Annotated in this window: 21 protein-coding genes; 4 read left to right on the forward strand and 17 right to left on the reverse strand. The window is 63.3% G+C overall.

Annotated features, from left to right (window positions below):
* The first annotated feature begins 8 nt into the window (after positions 1-8).
* Together KVY23_RS05375 and KVY23_RS05380 are read left to right on the forward strand one after the other, a co-directional pair.
* The gene (locus KVY23_RS05375; protein WP_230555718.1) at positions 9-839 is read left to right on the forward strand and encodes a transglutaminase family protein; all 831 of its coding nucleotides are present in this window, start codon (positions 9-11) and stop codon (positions 837-839) included.
* 50 nt (positions 840-889) lie between these two features.
* Entirely contained in the window at positions 890-1,660 is a 771-nt protein-coding gene (locus KVY23_RS05380) for an aquaporin (protein ID WP_206508583.1), read from the forward strand.
* Here KVY23_RS05380 and KVY23_RS05385 read toward each other — a convergent pair.
* The gene (locus KVY23_RS05385) at positions 1,657-2,220 is read right to left on the reverse strand and encodes a type II toxin-antitoxin system PemK/MazF family toxin (protein WP_075840400.1); all 564 of its coding nucleotides are present in this window, start codon (positions 2,218-2,220) and stop codon (positions 1,657-1,659) included. The two genes, KVY23_RS05380 and KVY23_RS05385, sit on opposite strands and share 4 nt — an antisense overlap.
* A gap of 240 nt (positions 2,221-2,460) precedes the next feature.
* Here KVY23_RS05385 and KVY23_RS05390 point away from each other — a divergent pair, with 240 nt between their 5' ends.
* Positions 2,461-2,757: a hypothetical protein gene (locus KVY23_RS05390; RefSeq protein ID WP_230555603.1), complete on the forward strand. Its 297-nt coding sequence runs from the start codon at positions 2,461-2,463 to the stop codon at positions 2,755-2,757.
* A 217-nt stretch (positions 2,758-2,974) separates the two neighbouring features.
* Here the strand turns inward: KVY23_RS05390 and KVY23_RS05395 are convergent, their stop codons facing one another.
* The 16 genes from KVY23_RS05395 to KVY23_RS05470 form a co-directional block, all read right to left on the reverse strand.
* Positions 2,975-7,774 (reverse strand): hypothetical protein, encoded by a 4,800-nt coding sequence (locus tag KVY23_RS05395; protein WP_230555604.1) that lies wholly within the window; start codon positions 7,772-7,774, stop codon positions 2,975-2,977.
* Positions 7,775-7,917: 143 nt separating this feature from the next.
* Positions 7,918-8,169 carry a hypothetical protein gene (locus KVY23_RS05400; RefSeq protein WP_230555605.1) on the reverse strand — a complete coding sequence of 84 codons (252 nt, stop codon included), beginning with the start codon at positions 8,167-8,169 and terminating at the stop codon, positions 7,918-7,920.
* Entirely contained in the window at positions 8,166-8,405 is a 240-nt protein-coding gene (locus KVY23_RS05405) for a hypothetical protein (protein ID WP_230555606.1), read from the reverse strand. Before KVY23_RS05405 ends, KVY23_RS05400 begins: the two co-directional genes overlap by 4 nt.
* A 236-nt stretch (positions 8,406-8,641) precedes the next feature.
* Positions 8,642-8,953, reverse strand: coding sequence for a hypothetical protein (locus KVY23_RS05410; RefSeq protein ID WP_230555607.1), 312 nt, complete (start codon positions 8,951-8,953; stop codon positions 8,642-8,644).
* A complete protein-coding gene (locus KVY23_RS05415; RefSeq protein ID WP_230555608.1) occupies positions 8,953-9,381 on the reverse strand; it encodes a hypothetical protein in 429 nt (142 codons plus the stop codon). Before KVY23_RS05415 ends, KVY23_RS05410 begins: the two co-directional genes overlap by 1 nt.
* A 1-nt stretch (position 9,382) precedes the next feature.
* Positions 9,383-9,748 (reverse strand): hypothetical protein, encoded by a 366-nt coding sequence (locus KVY23_RS05420; RefSeq protein WP_230555609.1) that lies wholly within the window; start codon positions 9,746-9,748, stop codon positions 9,383-9,385.
* Between the two features lie 4 nt (positions 9,749-9,752).
* On the reverse strand, positions 9,753-9,929 hold the full coding sequence (locus KVY23_RS05425; protein WP_230555610.1) for a hypothetical protein: 177 nt from the start codon (positions 9,927-9,929) through the stop codon (positions 9,753-9,755).
* Positions 9,930-10,772: 843 nt separating this feature from the next.
* On the reverse strand, positions 10,773-10,964 hold the full coding sequence (locus tag KVY23_RS05430) for a hypothetical protein (RefSeq protein WP_230555611.1): 192 nt from the start codon (positions 10,962-10,964) through the stop codon (positions 10,773-10,775).
* A gap of 212 nt (positions 10,965-11,176) precedes the next feature.
* Positions 11,177-11,479 carry a hypothetical protein gene (locus KVY23_RS05435; protein ID WP_230555612.1) on the reverse strand — a complete coding sequence of 101 codons (303 nt, stop codon included), beginning with the start codon at positions 11,477-11,479 and terminating at the stop codon, positions 11,177-11,179.
* Positions 11,476-12,516, reverse strand: coding sequence for a hypothetical protein (locus KVY23_RS05440; protein ID WP_230555613.1), 1,041 nt, complete (start codon positions 12,514-12,516; stop codon positions 11,476-11,478). Before KVY23_RS05440 ends, KVY23_RS05435 begins: the two co-directional genes overlap by 4 nt.
* Positions 12,513-12,857 carry a hypothetical protein gene (locus tag KVY23_RS05445; RefSeq protein ID WP_230555614.1) on the reverse strand — a complete coding sequence of 115 codons (345 nt, stop codon included), beginning with the start codon at positions 12,855-12,857 and terminating at the stop codon, positions 12,513-12,515. The genes KVY23_RS05440 and KVY23_RS05445 overlap by 4 nt, the downstream gene beginning before the upstream one ends.
* A 213-nt stretch (positions 12,858-13,070) precedes the next feature.
* A complete protein-coding gene (locus KVY23_RS05450) occupies positions 13,071-14,417 on the reverse strand; it encodes a phage/plasmid primase, P4 family (RefSeq protein WP_230555615.1) in 1,347 nt (448 codons plus the stop codon).
* Complete coding sequence (locus tag KVY23_RS05455) at positions 14,417-14,806, reverse strand: hypothetical protein (protein ID WP_230555616.1); 390 nt, start codon at positions 14,804-14,806, stop codon at positions 14,417-14,419. The genes KVY23_RS05450 and KVY23_RS05455 overlap by 1 nt, the downstream gene beginning before the upstream one ends.
* Positions 14,803-15,219 (reverse strand): hypothetical protein, encoded by a 417-nt coding sequence (locus KVY23_RS05460; protein ID WP_230555617.1) that lies wholly within the window; start codon positions 15,217-15,219, stop codon positions 14,803-14,805. Before KVY23_RS05460 ends, KVY23_RS05455 begins: the two co-directional genes overlap by 4 nt.
* Positions 15,220-15,651: 432 nt before the next feature.
* Positions 15,652-15,951: a helix-turn-helix domain-containing protein gene (locus KVY23_RS05465; RefSeq protein ID WP_230555618.1), complete on the reverse strand. Its 300-nt coding sequence runs from the start codon at positions 15,949-15,951 to the stop codon at positions 15,652-15,654.
* A gap of 180 nt (positions 15,952-16,131) precedes the next feature.
* Positions 16,132-17,562, reverse strand: a complete 1,431-nt coding sequence (locus KVY23_RS05470) for a recombinase family protein (RefSeq protein ID WP_308070489.1) — start codon at positions 17,560-17,562, stop codon at positions 16,132-16,134.
* Between KVY23_RS05470 and lepA the strand changes: the two genes are divergently transcribed.
* Positions 17,552-19,420, forward strand: a complete 1,869-nt coding sequence (gene lepA, locus KVY23_RS05475) for a translation elongation factor 4 (RefSeq protein WP_294634561.1) — start codon at positions 17,552-17,554, stop codon at positions 19,418-19,420. The two genes, KVY23_RS05470 and lepA, sit on opposite strands and share 11 nt — an antisense overlap.
* Positions 19,421-19,436 lie beyond the last annotated feature (16 nt).

The raw sequence follows: 19,436 nt of genomic DNA on the forward strand, positions 1-19,436 counted from the left end.
GCTGGCGTATGCGCGTTGTCCACACCACGGGCTATCAGTACGACGCGCCGGTGACGTCGTCGTACAACGAGGCCCGTCTCACCCCGCGCAGCGACAATCGTCAGAACGTCATTCTCAACCGCGTCGAAACCAATCCCGTGACCCGCAGTTACCGGTACACCGATTACTGGGGCACCGCTGTGACGGCCTTCGACCTGCACGCGCCGCACACGGAGTTGGAGGTGACGGGATCCTCTGTCGTCGAGACCGATCCGTTCTCGCCTCCGGAGGAGTCGGCATCGTGGGAGGAACTGGCGAGCGAACCTATCGTCGACCGCTTCAACGAGGTTCTCGACAACTCGGCGTACGTCCCGAAGAATCGACAGCTCGCCGCGGTGGCGAAAAAGCTGTCCAAGGGGTTGCCGCCACAGGAGTCCGTGGTGGAGATCGCCAACTGGGTGCACCAGGAGATGTCCTACGTGCCCGGCACCACGGGTGTGCACACCTCCGCCGTGGAAGCGTGGAGTGAGCAGAAGGGCGTCTGCCAGGACTACGCCCACCTGACGCTGCTGATGTTGCGGAGCATCGGCATCCCCGCGCGGTACGTGTCGGGCTATCTGCACCCGACGCGGGAAGCCGTGGTCGGCAGTTCGGTCGAGGGGCAGTCCCACGCGTGGGTCGAGGCGTGGACCGGCGCCTGGTGGGGGTACGACCCCACCAACGCGATAGCGGTCAACGAGCAGCACGTGTCGGTGGGCCTCGGTCGCGACTACGCAGACGTCCCGCCGCTCAAAGGCATCTTCTCCGGCGGTGGGTCGACAGCACTCGATGTTGTAGTAGAGATCACACGCCTGGCGTAACGTACTGCTCGGCAGGTTTCGTTCGAAGACCATCGAGCAGAGGCGGGCACATGTCGACAGCACAGGAGCACGTGGAACCGGAAGTCATCTCCGAAACGAAGAAGTACATTGCAGAAGCGATAGGAACGTTCGTTCTGGTGTTCGTCGCCGTCGGCACGGCGGTGTTCGCCGGAGACAAGGTCGGCAATCTCGGGGTGGCTCTGGCCTTCGGCTTGACGCTTCTGTTTCTGGTGTACGCGATCGGGCCGATTTCCGGATGCCACGTCAACCCGGCGGTGACCGTCGGGCAGGCTCTGCTCGGTAGGTTGTCCGCCGGGAAGGCCGGTCTCTACATCGTCGCCCAGGTGATCGGCGGTCTCGTTGCGGGCGCCGTTCTCTTCGCCGTGGCCAATTCGCTGCCGTCGTACGACCGCGCCGAGAACGGGCTCGGTGGCAATGGTTGGGGCCAGCACAGCCCGTCGGCTATCAAGGGTCCACTCGGCGGCGTGCTCGAGAACGGTTACGGGATCGGTGCCGCCATCGCGATCGAGGTGTTGCTCACCGCGTTGCTCGTGTTCGTGGTTCTCGCCTCCACCGACCAGATTTCCGATGTCCCGCTGGCCGGTGTCTCGATCGGATTCACTCTCGCGGCGATCCACCTCGTGTCGATCCCGATCGACAACACGTCCGTCAACCCGGCACGAAGCCTTGCCGTCGCCCCGTGGCAGCCGGGGGCGCTCGGCCAGGTGTGGTTGTTCATCGTCTTCCCGTTGATCGGTGGGGCGCTCGGTGCGCTGACCTACCGCGGGGTGTTCGGTCGGTACAACCGGATGGACTCCTAGGACCAGCTGTAGTCCGAACGTAGCCGTGACGCGACGGCGTCGAACTTGCCTCTGGCGAGGATGGCGCCTTCGCGACGGATTCCGTTCTCGGGCACGTCGAGAACGCGGTCGAGACGGATCCAGCTCGCGCGTCCTGCGCTGTCCCACGAACCCGAGCCGATCGAGACCCAGTTGGCCTCCCCGTCACGGTCGCTTTGGCTGGAGAGCATCAGACCCAGCAGCGTCTGCCCGTCACGCCCGACGACGAGTACCGGCCGATCCTTGCCCTGGGTTGGATCCTCCTCGTATGCCACCCACGTCCAGACGATTTCGCCCGGGTCGGCCTCACCGTCCAGGTCGGGGGAGTACTCGACGCGTCGAGCCCGCTGGGCAGTGGGCACGGTGTGTGAGGCGACCGGCCGACCGGCCGGAACGTCTGGCCCGGTCGAGGACTTGCCGGTGACTGCGTCCAGGCCCTTTTGCAGGGCACCGGACCTCTGCAGTTGGCGAAACAGTTTCGGTCCCTCACGCAGGGCGACCATGCCGAATTGCTTCCCGTACGTACTCCACTTGCCAGCCATGGACACGGAGTTTAGTCAGTGTTCATCCGCAACGCCGCTACGTCCTGGTGAGCCGGCGGGCGACCCGCGACCGGATGCGCTAAGTACGCCGGGTCGCAGACGTGGGACTATTGACATCGAGTCCGACAGCATTCTGCTATGACGCCAGCAAAGGATACGAGTGCCCAGCTTCGCCGACACAAGGTTGCGATAAGACACTCCTGATTCTGAGGCAGATCCCCACGCAGGAGAGGGCCAGGCATGTTCGCACACACCACCACCACCGAGAACGCAATCGAGTTCGAGCCGGTCGTCCACTTCGATGATTTCGACGTCTCGATCGAGTTCACGTCGACACTCGCGGTCAACTTGAGCCGTGAGGAGTTCGACCTACTGACTTTCGCGATCCGTACCGGGTACGCCGAACACCTCGAACGAACGGCCGAGCTCGACCGACAGCTCGACGCGAAGTTCGGGCGTGCCCTGACCCCCGCGGATCCCGAACCCATCGCGAACGGATCGATGGGTGGTCTCTCGGCGGTTGTATTCGGCGCGTAGCGCGTCCGAAGCTTTCGCGTTGCCCCGCGGCGTCGGGCACGATGTAACCAACACCGCGGGCTGCATCGACGCGATGTTTGAAGAACGGCCCAGCCCTTGATCTCCCGGTTGAGGCGGGGCCGTTCTGCGTGCGACGTGCAGGTTAGCGCAGACCCTATGGGGAGGTGACGCCAGCTTCGGCGCGACACGAGACGCAATGGGCGTGTCGCGCCGCGGGTCACTGCGCCCTTCTCCGTCCAATGTTGGTGCGTCGCATTGCCCTGTTGGTCGCGTCGCCGATCGTGGTTATGACCTCGTTCTTGCTCATACCGGTGTTGACCGTGCCGATGAGCGGTCCGGCGATGGCCGACAGTGCAGACTCGGCCATTCCGCCAGCGGCCGACGGGAGGTACTCTGCGAAGTTCTTGCCGATATTTGCCGCGGCTGCGGCGCTGGTGTTGGCCGCGTGGAGTGCGAACGCTTCGGGACCACCTGCAGCCGCCGCCATGGCACCGGTGATTCCGCCGGCAAGCTGCATGAGCGGCTCTTCCTTGCTCTGCAGCTTCGCGGCCTGATTGCCGAATCCGAAGGTGCCGGCGAGGGACATCGCCGTCTTCCCGGCTGGCGTCGTCGAGAACGCGACAGGCTTCTCGTAGCCAGTTCCCCTCGGGCCGACGTCGTAGAGCCCTCGCGTACTTGCTCCGGGTGCGGCGATGTACTCCCCGTTCGGCCCGACGGTGGCACCCTGCAACGGCTGTCCGTTGAGCGTGCCGGTGTCGGCGATCGTGACCGGAATCGGGTCGTTCTGACCCGGAGGCTTGAGGTTGGGCAGGATGAATTCAAGGAGCGGGATGAGCTTCTCGAACGACGCGGTCTGCGCGGGGGAGAGGACGCGCTCGGGCTCGACGGTGTACTTCGGCAGCAAGCCCATCGCGTTGGCGAGACCGCCCTGGTCGTAGCCGTGCCCCTGCCCGATCATGTTGAGTAGTTGGTCGCCGTACTTCTGCTCGCCATACCGGACCATGGCGTTCGTCATGGCCCACGGATCGCGACGGTTGTCCGGCAGCGCCGGGTCGCGATATGCCTGCCACGTCGTCGGGATCATCTGACCAAGACCGACGCCGGCTTCCTCACCGGTGCCGTTGATGTCGACGATCTGCTGCGCGATGTTCGGGTCGCCGTGAGACTCGGTGTCCGTCTGGCGTACCCATGCGTCGATCTTGGCCGGCAAGGGGTCGTAGCCCTGGTTCTTGTAAGCGTCGACGAACATCTGACGCCACTGCTCGGCACCGGCCGACGGCAGCCATGGTGCGTCCGCGCCGGCACCGCCGCCACTAGACCCGCTCACTGCGCCGAGCATGGCGGTCTTCATCGCGCCGAAGAAGTCCTTCGGGATCGATCCGAGCATCGAGCCGCCGAAATCGGGGATCGAGTTCTCGATACCGGACAGCGCCGTGTTGAGACCGCTTGCGGCGAGCGAGCGACCGGAACTGACTGCCCCGGAAATCGCGCCGCCGATCGTCGACAGCAGTCCGCCGCGCTCGTCGGAAACCATCTTGCCGTCGGAGGTGACCGGTACGTCCGATGCCCAGTGAACGTGGTCGAAGTGGCCGGCCAGGTCATCGCGGAAGTAGTTCTGCGCGTACGCCTGGTCGGTGTTGCCGGCAGCGATGAGCGGTCCCGGTCCCCAGATGAGCTGCGCCGAACTCGGGAACTTCTGGAAGATCCAGTCGGCGACCGACTGCATCGGGCCGCCGATGTCGATTGCGCCGCCGCGTCCGTGGTATCCGCTGTGACCGGGTCGGTATGCGGAGTTCAACGTGGCGTTCGGGAACGCTCCGGATACCGCGTCCCACAGCGACGAGTCGACGACGCCGCCGAAGGCGTAGTTCGCCATGCGATCCTTCACGGCGGCCATCCCGCCGCGTCTGGCAGCGACGTTCATGTCGTCGACCCACTCGGGGCCGACGGCCCGGGTGAACTCGGGACGCATGATAGCCTCGCCGCCGGACACTCCGATGGTGAACGGGTCGCGGCCCGGGGTGTACCCCGGCATGACGCCGGCCACGCCGCCGGTCCAGTAACCGGTTGCGCCGCCGTCGTTGCCTCGAGCATCCAGAACGGACCCGCCGCCGACGTTGTCGACGCCGTCCCATTCCTTGAGCCCGGGGATGACCTTTGCGACGGCGTTCCACGCGTTCTTGAGAGCGCCGTTGATGACGTTGTCGATGATCCAGTTGATCGGCTCGGCGGCTTTTTCCTTGAGCGTTGCCCAGGTCGTGCCGATTCCGGACGTCACCGATTCCCACCAGCCACGCATGTTCTCGAGCGCGGTGCTCAGCCAGGGGAACTTGTCGTTGATGATGTCGCCGAGAACATCGCCTACCTTGGTCCCGAGACCGCTGAACGAACCTCCCATGTTCCCGAGCGACTCGATCGCGCTGTCCTTGAGGTCGCCGAGCCAGTCCTTGACTTCGCCGAGCTTGTCGCCGATTGTGTCGCCGACCCCACCGACCTTGTCGCCAAGACCTCCGAACGTCTCGCCGAGTGAGGTGAGCCATCCGGACATGCTGTTCTCGCCGAGCACGGTGTCTTTGAGTCCGGAGACCTTCTCTCGAAAACGGTCCCAGCCGGACAGGTCCTTCGGAGCCTCGAGTTGGTTGGCCAACGTCTCGTAGTCGCGAGCACCGCGCGGTCCTTGGCCGACGCCTTGCCTCGGCGCACCATTGGTGCCATAGACGTTGTCCGGGACGTTGCTGTCCGAGCCTAGGAAGGTGTCGCTGAGCCAGCCTCGTAAAGGGCCTCGAATGAAGGGGTCGAGTTTGTCGCCAACCCACTGCCCACCGCTCGCGGTGAATCGTCCCAGCCCGGGAACCATTGATCCGAGTCGGCCGAACAGGGTTCCGGTTCCGGTTTCTCCTTCGACGTCAGCGCCACTGGCCTTCCTCAGGATGCGCCCTAGACCGTCCCCTCGCTCCTGCGCCGTGCTGTTGCCGCCAAAGGCGTTGGAGAGCATTCCCTGATTCGACGATGGCTTCGGATCCATGATGGCTGCGATCTTGTCGACCAGCTTGATTGCTGTGCCGATCATGTTCATGATGTCGGTGATCGCGACTCGTACCGCTTCCCAGAACTCTCCCATTCGGGCCTGGCCTTCGGCGGTCTCCATCCAATCGGCGAAGCTGTTCATACTGTCGGTGAGCGACTGCAGCATGGTCTCGCCGGCCTCGTCGGAGGTCGCGAAGATGCCTCCCAGCACGCGCTTGAAGGCTTTGAGGAACTCCCACACCTTGTCGAACGTGCGGATCGACTCCGCGATGTAGTCGCGGATCCTGTTCTGTCCGTCGTCCGATCCGGTCCAGGCTTTGAACTCGGCCATCGAGTTCGCGAAACTGTCGGCGATTCCGGGCAGGAATTCGGAGCCGACGGTCGCGATGTTTCCGAGCGCCCCCGCCAGATCGGTGAGTCCTTGGATCAGCGGACCGATCGAGATCCGCGTCATCTCCATGATCTTGTCGAGGTTCTCTCGTGCCCCGTCGGACATGAGCGAATCGAGCGCGTACTTGAGACCGCCGTTGATCTCGGTGGCGATCCCGGAGAGGCCCTCTTTCAGGCTCGGAAGGTACAGGTCCGCGAGCTCACGGATCTCGGTGTGTAGGCCGGAGAAGAGCGACTCCTGCACTGCCAGCCGGAGGTCTCGCCACTCCGCAGACATCCCGCGGACGGTCTCGACGAACAGACGCGCGCTCGGCGAGAGGTTCGCCAACGCCTCTTCCAGCTCGTCGATCGCAGCGACGCCGCTCTGTGTCGACTGGTTGAACGCTTCCTGCGCATCCAGCAACGACTCCTGTGCCGACAGGATGGCCTCTTGAGCGTCGAGGACCCCCTCCTTCGCGGCGACCACCTGTTCGTCACCCTCGACCCCGGCCTTGCTGGCGGCTTCGACGTCCGCTCGCAAGTCCTGGTTCTTCTTCATCATCTGGTCGAGGCCCTCTTCGGCCTGCCGGACGGCGTTCTGTCCTTTTCGGATGCCGAGAGTGTCGCCATCCATGTATGCCTGGTTGAGGTCGTTCTGCGCCTCGATGATCGCGATCCGCGCGTCTTCCTCGTTGAGGACCGCGGAGTCGAGCTCGTCGTTCATGTCGCGGAGTCGGCGTACCGCCATCTTGCGTTCGTCGTTGAGACGCTTCTGCGCGGAAACCCCAGAACGCTGAGCGCCGGCAAGGCTCCGCTCGGCTGCCGCCATGCTCCGAAGCGCCGAAGCCTGACGGTTCTGTGCGCCGGCAGTATCGGTGACCTTCGGTGCTTTCGCAGTGAAGGCCTTGCCGATCCCACTGAACCCGATGGCGAGCGCGGCCAGACCCGCGACGGCCGATGCGGCCATGGCCGGGATGAGGACGATCACGCCGAGCGCCTGCGTCAACTGTCCGATCAGGGGGATGAGCGACACGGCCGCGAGGGCCACGAACGAGTAGAGCAGTGGTCGCATCACTCGGGTGCCGTTGCGGCCCATGCGAGTGATGTTGTTGGTGGTGTTGTTGACTGTTGCAGACACCCCGTCGAGCGCTTCACGCAACGCGTCGATGGAATCCTGGTCGACGTCGACACGGATCCGCTGATTTCGAGTTCGGGTGAGCGCCGCAAGCTTGGCCTCGTAGCCATTCGTGTCGAGATTGACCTTGACGGTGACCGACAACTTCATCGACTCGAGGTGAGTCTTGAGTCGAGTCAGTTCCGGTGAGGCCGAGTCGAACTTCGGGGCTACCTTGACGGTGAGCCGGGTCGCGTCGAGTCGCGCCTGAGCCGACTGCTTGAAGCCGGTGGTGTCGGCGACGAGATGAACCTTGTGAGTGAGTTTTGGTCCGCGAGAGAGTCGCTCGCGCGCGTCGGCCCGAAACCCCTTTGCGTCGGCGACGAGATTTACACCCGTGCTGAGCTTCTGTGTCGCCAACTCGCGACGCGCAGTGTTGTGGAACTGGGCGCTGTGAGGAACCAAAACGACCGCTGCTTGGCCCGCGATGTAAGTCCGACCAGCCACCGGTCACCCTCCCTTGAAAAGACGAAAGGCACCCCCGGTTTCTCGGGGAGTGCCTTTGGAATCAGAGTAGGGCGATTGAGCAGGTCTTGTCGAATCTTACTGTTCGACTCATATTGCGCCGCAACAGTATCGAGACTTGATGCTTACACTTTCGGACGGAATCCGAAGGCGCGCGGGGGTGCCGTAGCGGCGCGGTGGTACCTCGACCCGATGGCAACGATGGCCGGTCGTTGCCGCTTGCTCGAGAGGTAGACATCGTGGTCTCGTTCGGCAAGCTCTGCCTCCGCGAGCTCGAAGCTGCCAGCGGTGTTGTCGAAAGTGTCCAGGTCGGGTCCGTCTGGCTCGGTAGTGCCTACGGCCAGCACTTCGACGCCGAACAGCCGCACGACGATCACGATGCGGCACCCATCAGAGCGCGGATGGACCGCAGGGATTCGTCGGCCTGCTCGCGCCGGATCTCCCGAGCTCGACGATCCTCGGCGTCCTGTTGCTCTCGTTCACGTCGAGCAACCTTTCGGCGTTCGTTCTCAGCGGCTGTGCGCTGCCGCTCGGCACGCTCTGCAGGTGTCGAGTCGGGGTCCGAGAACTGCCATCCCGATTGAAAGTCAACGGCGCTAGTAAATTTCGGCATCCGGGACCTGAAGACGCCTTCGAGCTGTCGCTTGTAGCTCTCGGGCTCGAGTAGCTCAGCTGGCACCGTTTGATTCGGGAATTGTGCCCGCCAGCAGGCAACTCGAACGCACACGACGCACTCCCAACCGACGGGTGTCAGGCCCGACCGTGACGCTGTGGCTCCGGTGTGCCTGACATAGACAGTCCGCGGTTCGAGGTGGTGGCCGATATGGCACCGGGCCGGCACTTGCAACGTCACGTTGATTCCTCCCACCGAGCGAGCGCAGTCGATGACCATCCGCGGACGGGGCGACCTGCGTCCGACAACAGATCGTGATCGTCGAGCCACCGCGTATAACCCTCGCTCTGTAGTTCGCCCGCCGCCATCTCGACCGCGCGCGACCGGTCTACTCCTCCGGCGAGCGCTTCTCTCAACTGGGCTTCGGTGACTCGTTCGGCCCAGTATCGCCATCCGGACGGGCGCAGTTCTTTTGGGACGTTGGCAAAGGAAAGCGGATTCGAGCGTCCGAGCGCATTCACTTCGTCGGGTGTCGCCAAGCGCGCCATCAGAGACCCCGACCCGCCCGGGGGCGCGCCACCCGGCCGACTCCGCGGCGAGAACCGCGCTCGCCGTTCCGTTCCTGGTTTTGGGAACCGTCGCCGGTGTAGATTCCGCGGACGCCAGTCTGCCCACCACCAGGAACGGTAGCCCCTGCTTTCGCGGCCAGGATCCGCGAGTCGATATGAGCTGCCAGCCGAGCTCGCGCGAGTCGATGTTGTCGAACGGCGGCTAGCGCCGGATGGCTCTTGATCGTGCCGGACTTCGACGTGATCATTCGCCCCTCCGCCGCGAGACACGCATCGAGCGCAGCGATGTCGTCGGTCGTGGCTTGCAGGTCTGAAATGAGCGCGAGATCGTCGGCCTCAAGCACAATTTTGGCCTCGGCTGCCTTCGACTCGTAGAAGCCGCGTATGGAGTCGCTTGATTCGGCCACTTCACGACTCCCTTTCGAGGTAGCGGCCTTGACCGCGGTTCAGTGCACGGTCCGCCGTCCGCGGGGGTGGCCTGTGCTCGCGAGCAGGGCTCGAGGCCAGGGTGCCGATAACCGACTGAACGCGTTCGACGTCGACCGTCCCGTCCGATCGGAGAAGCTTGGTGCGATCTACCGCATCGAGCAGGTCCGCGGTGTGCTCGCGCTTGATGCCGGACGCATCCAGTACGCGGTCGATTGCCGCATCGACAACCTGACTGCGGAGGCCGTCCAGGAGGTCGTCTCGGTCGAGCACGGTGGCGTTGAGCTCGTCGATTCGGTGGTCTCGCTCGGCGACGAGCCACTTCGCCATCTCCACGTCCGTGAACACGCGCTCAGCTCGGCCCAGCGAGGAATGAATGCAGTCCAGCAACCTCGCGCCAAAACACGCTATCGACGATATCGGTCACATTTGCGTGCTTGTACGCATTGGCGAGAGAGATCTTGGCCATCTCCAGATGCTGCTCCTGGGTGGCTGTCTCGACGGGGTATGCGGGCGTAATCGCTGCCATGGTGTGCCTCTTCCTGCTGGTGAACGATGAGAGGTCAATACTCGTACGCCATACGGCGATCTGTCTAATGTTGTCGACGACTGCCTCGTAATTCGTTGAGCGCAAGCCGCTTTGGACTAGGGGAACATGCATTCGATCTACTCCATGTCGAGTGCAGGGGTACGTCAAACCCCAGTTTGGGCGTGTTTGCGCTGCTCAAGCCCTCTCATGCGCCCCAAAATTGCCCGAAATTCGATACATTTCGCCCCGTACACAGCAGGAAAGGCAGTACCTGGCTGCCCCCGCTGCGCGAGGGTGGGAGGGGGCTCCCACCCCTACCCTCGGCGTGGCCGTAAGCGCAGCTCATCGTCGCGCTCCCGGCCTCGGACCGCCGATACGACGCAGGGGCCTCGCCAGCCGAAGCCGATGAGCCTGTGTCGATCTGAGTCACGGCTTACTCCCTGCCGGCGACACCTTGCGCGTAACCGAGCCATACCTCGAGCCGTCGGGTTGGGTATCGGGGTCCGTCGTGCGAGAGCGTCTTTCGCGCGCTGCACCCGTGCGGCCTCACGCTCTGAGTCGATCCGATCTCGTTCTGCGCGTTCGGCGTCAAGCTTCGCCTTGCGTGCTTCGGGGTCCCGAGCGAGGTGACGAAGCTCCTTCCCGTGTGCCGAGCTGACGTCGACCACGACCGATGCCGACCGTTCTCGCTCTTGAATGCGCTGTCGTTGCTGCTCTTGGTGTTCCTGCGACGCGTTCGCGGGTGGGGCGGTCAGGTACCGCGCCACCCCGACCTTGCCTACGTTTGCTCTCTGCCTGTCCATGGGCATTCCTTTCGTTCTGTACTTGAGCAGCTTTCGTTCTCTACGCGTTGTCTGCGTCTGCCAGGCCGAGTGCAGCGTGCATGTCGTCGAAAGTCTCGATGCACCACGCGAGCGCTGCTTCTGGGGTATCGCCGTCGATCCGACGGCCGGCAAACTGCGTCTGCCAGGTCTCCAGCTCGAGCGTGTCGGTTTCGACGCGTGCAAGCGTGTCGGGCCGACCGTTCGCGATCACAAGGTCGGCGTTGCCGGTCTCGCCGGTCGCGTCGGTCGCGTCGGTCAGGGTCCGGTACGCCTGCTGTGCATCGTAAAGAACTTGAGCAGCTTGTTGATTCGTCGGCCGAGGTTCAAGGATCGAGCAATCGGTAGTGCGTCGAAGTCGAGCAGCAATTCATGGGACCGCGACCGCGTGGTGGTGGTGGTGGTGGTGGTGAGCAATCGACCTTGCTAATCCTCGACCTTGCGCTTTCGTCGGTCCTCGGGGAGATACTTCCCGACCCCGCGATCGCGCGGAATCGGCTTGTCGGCATCTCGCTGCCGTCGCCGCTCCTCGTCCAGTTCTCGACGCTTGTCGGGGTCGCGGGCGAGTGCTGTAGCCGCTTGACCTTCCGGTGTGCTCGTCACGGTGACGCCGTCGGTCGGTGTCGGATGCGTCTGCTCGACCAGCTCGGCGAGAGTGTCGTCCCGCGTTCGCTGGCGTGCCAAAAGATCGCCCATGCTGCGGGGGCCTGTGGGGCGACGATCGGTCATCGCTGCTGCTCCTCGGCACTGACGGGCAGACCCTCGCCGGGTCCGCGTGTATGGATGAAGCCGTTGGGCTCACCGACCATTTGTGTGTCTGCGAACCACTGCAACGCACTGTCGGGGGTGTCGACGTGAGCGATCTGGACGCCACATTGGGCGACGAACTGGCTGCGCCACACTTCCTGCTCGATGACCTGAGCGTCGGTCCGGATCAGCGACTCGGGGTGATCCTCCCGAAAGCCGTTGTTCTGGACCAGTGCTAGCCACTGACGAACGCATTGGACCTGTCGCCAGCGTTCGACCAGTCCCGGCCACTGCTGGAACGCCTCGAGTACGTCAGGTCGACCGTCGGCGATCACTGCGTTTGCGTTGTCGGTTTCCCCGGTTGCGTCGATGAGCAATCGGTACGCGCGCACCGATTCATCGAGGATCGACGTCGACTCCTCGCCGAGAACCTGCTCGACTTCGACCCACACCGCAAGGACGGCTTCGCGGTTCTCGAATGCCCAATGCCCGTGCATCTTGTCGAGAAGCAGTTTGCGCCGAGCAATGGGGTGAGTCGTCGGGATCGCCGATCGGTCGAACTCGAGAGCCGGAACCATGATTCCTGGCACCTTGGCTTTTGCCTGTGCCGCGTCCCATGCCGCTGCCAACAGCTCACCGTCTCGCTGGCCGGCCGCGAGACTCGTCAGGTGCTCGAACTCCTCGTCGAGTCGATGTTCGATCTTGCGCGCTGCCGCAGCGTTGCGCCTGATGCCCTTCAGCAGTCCGTCGGTGAGTCGCTGTCCGAACTCGTGGTCGAGCGTCGGCGACACACCGATGCCGCTTGCCCGTTCGCGGTCCTGCTCGGCCGCTCGACGTGACTCTCGGCCCGCCCTCTCGGCGAGGGCCTGACGATGGTTCTCGGCGTCGGTGGTGCCGACAATCTCGTTGGCTTCACGGGTACCGAACCCGGGTAGGCGTGTCGTCCCCGGAGCGAGGACCAGTTCGTCGTCACTCCGATGGTCGGCGTTGTTCGACTCGATGTCCTTTGCGTTCGTCATTTCGTGTCTCCTTCGGTGTTTGTGCTGCCTGCGCCGGTCGGTGCAGGCTCGTTGGGGTTCTGGTGTTCGAGTGCGAGTCGTGCAAGCTCGAGGCCATCGCGATACTCGGTTTGCTGGATCTCGGCGAGCTTCGCGGCCAACTGTCCGACGGCGAGCAACTGGTCGACGCTCAGATCGAGTGGGACAGTGTCGCCGTTCGGGTCGACCTCGAGACCGACGACGCTGTCGATGACACGCCGGACGATCGCTAGGGGGTCGCCACTCGGGCGCTTCCCGCTGCCGTCGTCCTTGGCTCTGCGGGCCGCTCGACGTGTTTCGGATCGTGCTCTTGATTGGCTCATGGTGTAGTCCTTCATTGGTTTTGGGTGGTTTTGTGCTCGTTTTTCGGCTTTTCGAGGTCTGCGACTAACCGCTGCGACGCTGTGACCTGCGGAGAGTTAGCCAAGTTAGTTTCAGAAGTACCTTTTCCCCTATACGCGGATATGAGAAAGTTGGGTATTGAAACTAACTCGACTAACTATTCCCAGGTCAGGGGGTGTGTGGGAGTTAGTTCACTACGGGGAGACCGCGAGCTCGTATCCGTGGACGTAGATCTTGTTACCGGCCCCCTTTCTGACGTCGAAACCTCTCTCCGACAACGCGTTTGAGAACTTCGCCTTGGTCAGATCCGGATTCTGATTCCGCGCGGCCCACTTCTGCCAGTGGAGGTACACGACGGCGAACACGACCTTCCCCCGCTCGACCTTTTCGAGCGTCTGCTCGACGAACTGCGTGACCGCGTCCTCGTTTCGGTGGTAGCGCGTGGTCGCCGCCGAGACGGCGTCAGGGGCGTCGAGACCGCCCCGCTTCCGGTAGTCGGCCAACCCGCGCAGGGCCCAGGCGAGCACCGCGTCCGCGTCGAGCTCGAGCATCTCGGGCAAGTCTTTCTGGCGTTCGCTCTCGGGAATGACTACCTCGAACGGGACCACCCTTAGCCGCTCCCAGATGGCAGGATCATCGCCTTTGACCTTTGGTAGGTGGTTGGTGATCATTGCGGCCGTGTGGCTTGGATTGAATGTGACCTCGTGCCCGTACAGACGTCGAGCCGTAATCGGATCGCCGCCGACCAAACGCTTCGTCGTCGCGACCGACAGTGTTGCTTCTTCTCCCGTCTCGGACACCGCAACCCATCGTTTGCCCATCAGGGCCATCTCGGGGGCGCTGTGGGTGCCGTCGGCGCGGTTGAACAGGTCCGGCGACGGTGTGCCCGCATAGTCGCCGAGAGCGAATCCGACGGTCGTGTAGAACACCCCTTTCCCGTTGCGTCCCTTGCCTATAAGGATGACCAGAATGTGCTCGACGACCCGGCCGAGAAGGGCGAGGCCGGCATAACGTGCCAAGAAGTCGCGCACGTCGGAATCGGGCAGCGATGACCGCAGAAATCGGTCCCAGCGTTCCGAACTTGCGCTCGGATCGAACGCGGCTCGGGTGATCTTCGTGATTCTGTCGGCCGGTGAGTGCGGGCGAAGTTCGAGAGTCAGGAGGTCGAGAGTGCCGTTGGCGACGTTGAGCGCGTTCGGGTCGGCGTCGAGCTGGTCGACCGGTGTGTGGAATTGTTCGAGAGCTGCTGCGAGCGAGAGAATCCCATTGATCGCCGACGCCTTCTCGCACGCCACGATCTCGCGCAACAGATCCTTGTCAACGGAGGGGGCCGAGCGCCCTGTCCTCAGCAATTCGAGAACGAGACGTTTCGCTCGTGCCGAGTCGACGTCCTCGACCCACCGTGCGCCGTCGTACCAGTGCCAGCCGATCCCGCTCACGTACAGGAGATCGCTCGGATGCTTCTCGGCGAGCATGTACGCCCATCGCGCCTGTCCCTCGTGCTGGCGCGACAGGCGTGCCGGCCGAGTCTTGGTAGCCATCAGAAGAAGTCCTCGTTCAGTAGTTCGACGCGAAACGTCTCGATCAGGTCGGCGCGGAAGTCATCGCCGTCGAGCCAGAACAGAAACTCGTGCTTGATGGTCGACGTGTCGACTACACCGTCCCGAAACTTCAGGATCAGGGCGTCGGGGATGGTGTCGATGAGCCGATAGCAGGTACGCAAGTCGTGGCAATAGCGGTCTTCGACCCACCACCGCGGATCATCGATCGGGTATGACGCTCCCGATCGAACTAGAGCAGGCTTCTCGGCCGACCCCAATCGGAGGTACCTGCGGTCTCTCGCCGCGCGGGGCAATGCGGCTGCCTGCCTCTCGGCCTGCTCGATGCACCATTCCCGGTACCCGTCGAGTTTGGCCTCGCGGGTTTTCACGACGTGCCGGTCGACAGTTTCGCAACGGTTGCGTCGAGATCGACGATCTCGACGGTCCCTCTACGCATCAGTTGCCCTGTGAGATCTTCGTGGCCGCAACTACCGTTGCGTGTGCAACGCCAACCCTGTCCTCGGAGAACGACGCCGACGTCATCACCGCTACGAACGCTGGGGTGAACCAAGAGTTCGGTCGTCGGCGTGATGTCGAAACGGTCGCTCGACCACGTTGTTCGCGTCGTCCACCGAAGGCCGGCGAAGAAAGCCTCGACGGCCTTGAGTTCGGCTTGGCGACGATTGAAAGTGCGCGAATCGGCGGAGAATTCCGTGGCCGCTGCGGGCGATAGCCACGAAAACCTCTTGCGCTCAATAGTTTCAGTGTTTGGTCGTTCGAGACGAGAGATGTCTTCGATCAACGAGTCTATTGTGGCTGTGGCGCTATGTGGCTGCGCGGTGGTAACATTCGAGTCGCTTGAAAGCTTGCTGTGGTGGTAAGCGACGTCTCCTGTGGCGTTCAGATGATCCCGCGTTCCTCCCGGTGCGCGGGATTTTCTATGTCCGGCGTGGACTCTCGTTTCCATGGCGCTTCCTTTTTGCTCGGCATGTGTGTTGTGGATGCATGTCTGATGTCACGCCTTTTCGGTGGTGGTGGTGGTGGTTAGTCGCTGGCTCGACGGGCCCTGACCGCGTTTCTCTGCTCATCGGCCGTTTCGACCTCGCCTGACACTGATCGGTTTTTGTCCGATAGCGCCTCGCGAATGATCTTCGCGGCGGACTCCGTCATGGGGTTGGTGCGCCGGCGGCTGCACGCCTACCTGCCTCGACGATCCGCTGCCGCTCGTCGTCGGTCATGCTCCGACCTTGCGTGATTCGAGCCAAGTGTCCAGATCAGCGGGGCGGTAGAGGTTGCTGGGGCCGATCCGGTAGGCGGTGAGCTCTCCGTTGCGGACCGCGCTGGTGATGATGCCCTTGGTGACCGGTACCCCTCTGGCGGTCATCAGGTACTCGACTGCAAGTTCTGTGCTCTTGATGCTCGGAGAACCCCAGAACACCCGTACATGCTCGTCATGGGTGACGTGCTCACCCTGCGGGAATCGATCGAAAAATGTGGTGGACAGCATCCCTGTCGGTTCGGTTGCTTGTGTCATGTCGGTTTCGCTCCACTGTGGTCTGCCGAACGAAGCGCGATCGATGTTCGGCGCTTCGGTTGATAGGACAGACAGTACTTCGAGGACCGCTGACTGTGCAAGCTTGTGAAGCTCAAGTCGCAAGTCTTACAACAGATTTCGGAACGAGTCGAGTCTCGATACTTACATCTTTCGGGGCGATCAGTTCCAGTCGATCCGGACCAGGTCCTCGTTGAAGTAGCCGCCTGCCGGCCCGCGGGTATTACCGGGCAAAATGGTCACGGTGGCCATGGCATCGACGATGCGCGCTCGGACGTCGAGGTCGAGGTCGTTCGCCCAGCGTTCGGCGATGTTCTCGGACAGGACGATGTCGGCGAGGTCGCCGCTTGCGCGAACCCTCGAGAGTTCGCTGTCTATTGCGTCTCGCTCAGTGGTGAGTCGAGCGGTGATGGTGCGTAGCTGGTCCGAAGTGACTGCGCCGGTCGCGAACATGTCGGCGACCTCGGTCAAGCGACCTCCGAGTACATCTCGCTGGAGCCGGAGCTCGCCGACGTCGACGCCGTCGGGAACGAACAATTTGACCGCCTCCGGTTGCTGCAGCCGCTCGACGACCGCGGTCTCGACGAATAGATCCGTTGCCTCGGCTCCTCGGCTCGAGTGCTCGCCTTGCCCGGGGTGTTGTGTGGCCCATCTGCAGCGGTAGACAGTTCGTCGCTGACCTTTTGCCGTCCGCCCGGTACCGGAAGAACGCATCGTCGAACCGCAGATGCAGCGATAGACGCCGCTTCCGAGCCATTGCCGCTGTCGCTTGAGAGTCGTCCGGCGCGAGGAATCGTTGAGGACGGATCGGACCGCGCGCAGCTCGTCCTCCGACACCAGCGGGGGCCATTGCGCCTTGCCGTCAAGCAGTACGCCATGACGCTCGATACGCCCCGCGTTGCGCCATCGCATGAGCAGCGTGCGGAGACCGGTCACGGTGAACGGTTTGCCGAGCGAGGACACCACGCCTTCTTCGGACCACCGCACGACGAGTGAGCGGAGCGAGGTTCCCGCGAGGACGCGCTTGATCGCGCCGCGGACCAACTCCGCTTCCGACTCGCGCACGATCATCCCGCCGCGTTCGTACCCGAACGGCCGGGGCCCGCCGCGGTACTTGCCGTCGAGAGCGGCCTGCAACTTCTGTCTTCGGATACGTCCGCGGGTCTGGTCTACTTCGTGGCGCGCAGTCGCGCCGAGAACACGTGCGACCATCTGGCCCGACGGAGTCGACAGATCGAGAATCCCTGCACGGACGGTTTGAATTGCGACGCCATGTTTCTCGATGACTTCGATGAAGGACTCGAGCTCGATCGGCTGCCGGTGCAGTCGGTCGGTGTGCCAGGCGACGATGGCATTCGCTACGCCGTTTTGAACGGCCGCTAGAGTTGCGAGGTAGCCTGGTCGACTCTTGCCCGACGCCGCCGAAATGTCGTTGTCGGTCTCTACTCGGACCACTGTCCAGCCCAGTCGTTCGGCTAGTTCACGACAGTCCGTTTCTTGCCTGTCCACGCCCAGGCCGGAGCCTTCGCGATCGCGAGAGATGCGACAGTAGACTATCGCTTGACGTGCTGTTGCATCACCCATATCGTTCATAGCTCAGGAGTGTCCCATTACCAGCTTCGCCGACACGACGTTCACCGATCCCTCTCGGATCAGGAACTTCTGCATCATTGCCCACATCGACCACGGTAAGTCGACGCTGGCAGACCGGATGCTGCAACTCACGGGCGTCGTCGACGACCGGTCGATGCGGGCCCAGTACCTCGACCGCATGGACATCGAGCGCGAGCGCGGCATCACCATCAAGGCCCAGAACGTCCGGCTGCCCTGGGTGGTCGACGGCGAAGAATTCGTCCTGCACCTCATCGACACGCCCGGCCACGTCGACTTCACCTACGAGGTCTCGCGTGCCCTCGAAGCGTGTGAGGGTGCGGTTCTGTTGGTCGACGCCGCGCAAGGCATCGAAGCTCAGACACTGGCAAATCTCTATCTGGCGCTCGACAAAGAGCTGACGATCATCCCGGTACTGAACAAGATCGACCTGCCTGCCGCGGACCCGGACCGCTACGCCGCCGAGATCGCGCACATCATCGGCTGCGAACCCGGTGACGTATTGCGCGTATCCGGCAAGACCGGTGTCGGGGTCGAGGAGCTGCTCAACGAAGTGGTCAAGCTCGTGCCGGCACCGGTCGGCAACGCCGACGGCCCGGCTCGCGCGATGATCTTCGACTCCGTCTACGACACCTATCGTGGCGTCGTCACCTATGTTCGTGTGGTCGACGGGGCGCTGAATCCGCGTGAGAAAGTCACCATGATGTCGACCGGGTCGACACACGAACTCCTCGAAGTCGGCATCGTCTCGCCCGACCCGAAAGCGACCAAGGGTCTCGGCGTCGGCGAGGTCGGGTACCTCATCACCGGTGTCAAGGACGTTCGCCAGTCGAAGGTCGGCGATACGGTGACCACCGCGCGCAAGGGTGCAACCGAACCGTTGACGGGTTACCGCGAGCCGCGGCCGATGGTCTACTCCGGCCTGTACCCACTCGACGGCTCGGACTACCCGGATCTGCGCGACGCGCTGGAGAAGCTGCAGCTCAACGATGCAGCGCTGACGTACGAACCGGAAACCTCGGTCGCGTTGGGGTTCGGGTTTCGCTGCGGGTTCCTCGGGCTGCTGCACATGGAGATCACGCGCGAGCGCCTCGAGCGCGAGTTCGACCTCGATCTGATCTCGACCTCCCCCAACGTGGTGTACCGCGTGGAAATGGAGGACGGTTCCGAGCACGTGGTCACCAACCCGTCCTACTGGCCCGAGGGCAAACCCCGCGATGTGTTCGAGCCGATGGTCAAGTGCACCATCATTTCGCCGAGCGAGTTCATCGGATCGATCATGGAGCTGTGTCAGGCGCGACGCGGCGAACTCGGTGGCATGGACTACCTGTCCGAGACTCGCGTGGAACTGCGCTACACGATCCCCATGGCCGAGATCATCTTCGACTTCTTCGACATCTTGAAGTCGCGTACCCGCGGGTACGCCAGCCTCGACTACGAGGAAATCGGCGAGCAGAGCGCCGCGCTCGTCAAGGTGGACATCCTGCTGCAGGGGGAAGCGGTCGATGCGTTCTCGGCGATCGTGCACAAGGACGCCGCTGCCGCCTACGGCAACAAGATGACGACCAAGCTCAAGGAACTCATTCCCCGTCAACAGTTCGAGGTGCCGATCCAGGCTGCCATCGGTTCGCGAATCATTGCCCGCGAGAACATCCGTGCGATCCGCAAGGACGTCCTCGCCAAGTGCTATGGCGGCGACATCAGCCGCAAGCGGAAACTGATCGAGAAGCAGAAGGCCGGTAAGAAGCGGATGAAGACGATCGGCCGCGTGGAGGTGCCGCAGGAAGCCTTCGTCGCGGCGCTCTCGTCCGAATCGTCGACTGACAAACCCAAGAAGTGACGAGGTAGGTTGACCG

The organism is Rhodococcus sp. I2R, from assembly GCF_020889545.1.
In the GTDB taxonomy this organism is placed as follows: Bacteria; Actinomycetota; Actinomycetes; order Mycobacteriales; family Mycobacteriaceae; genus Rhodococcoides.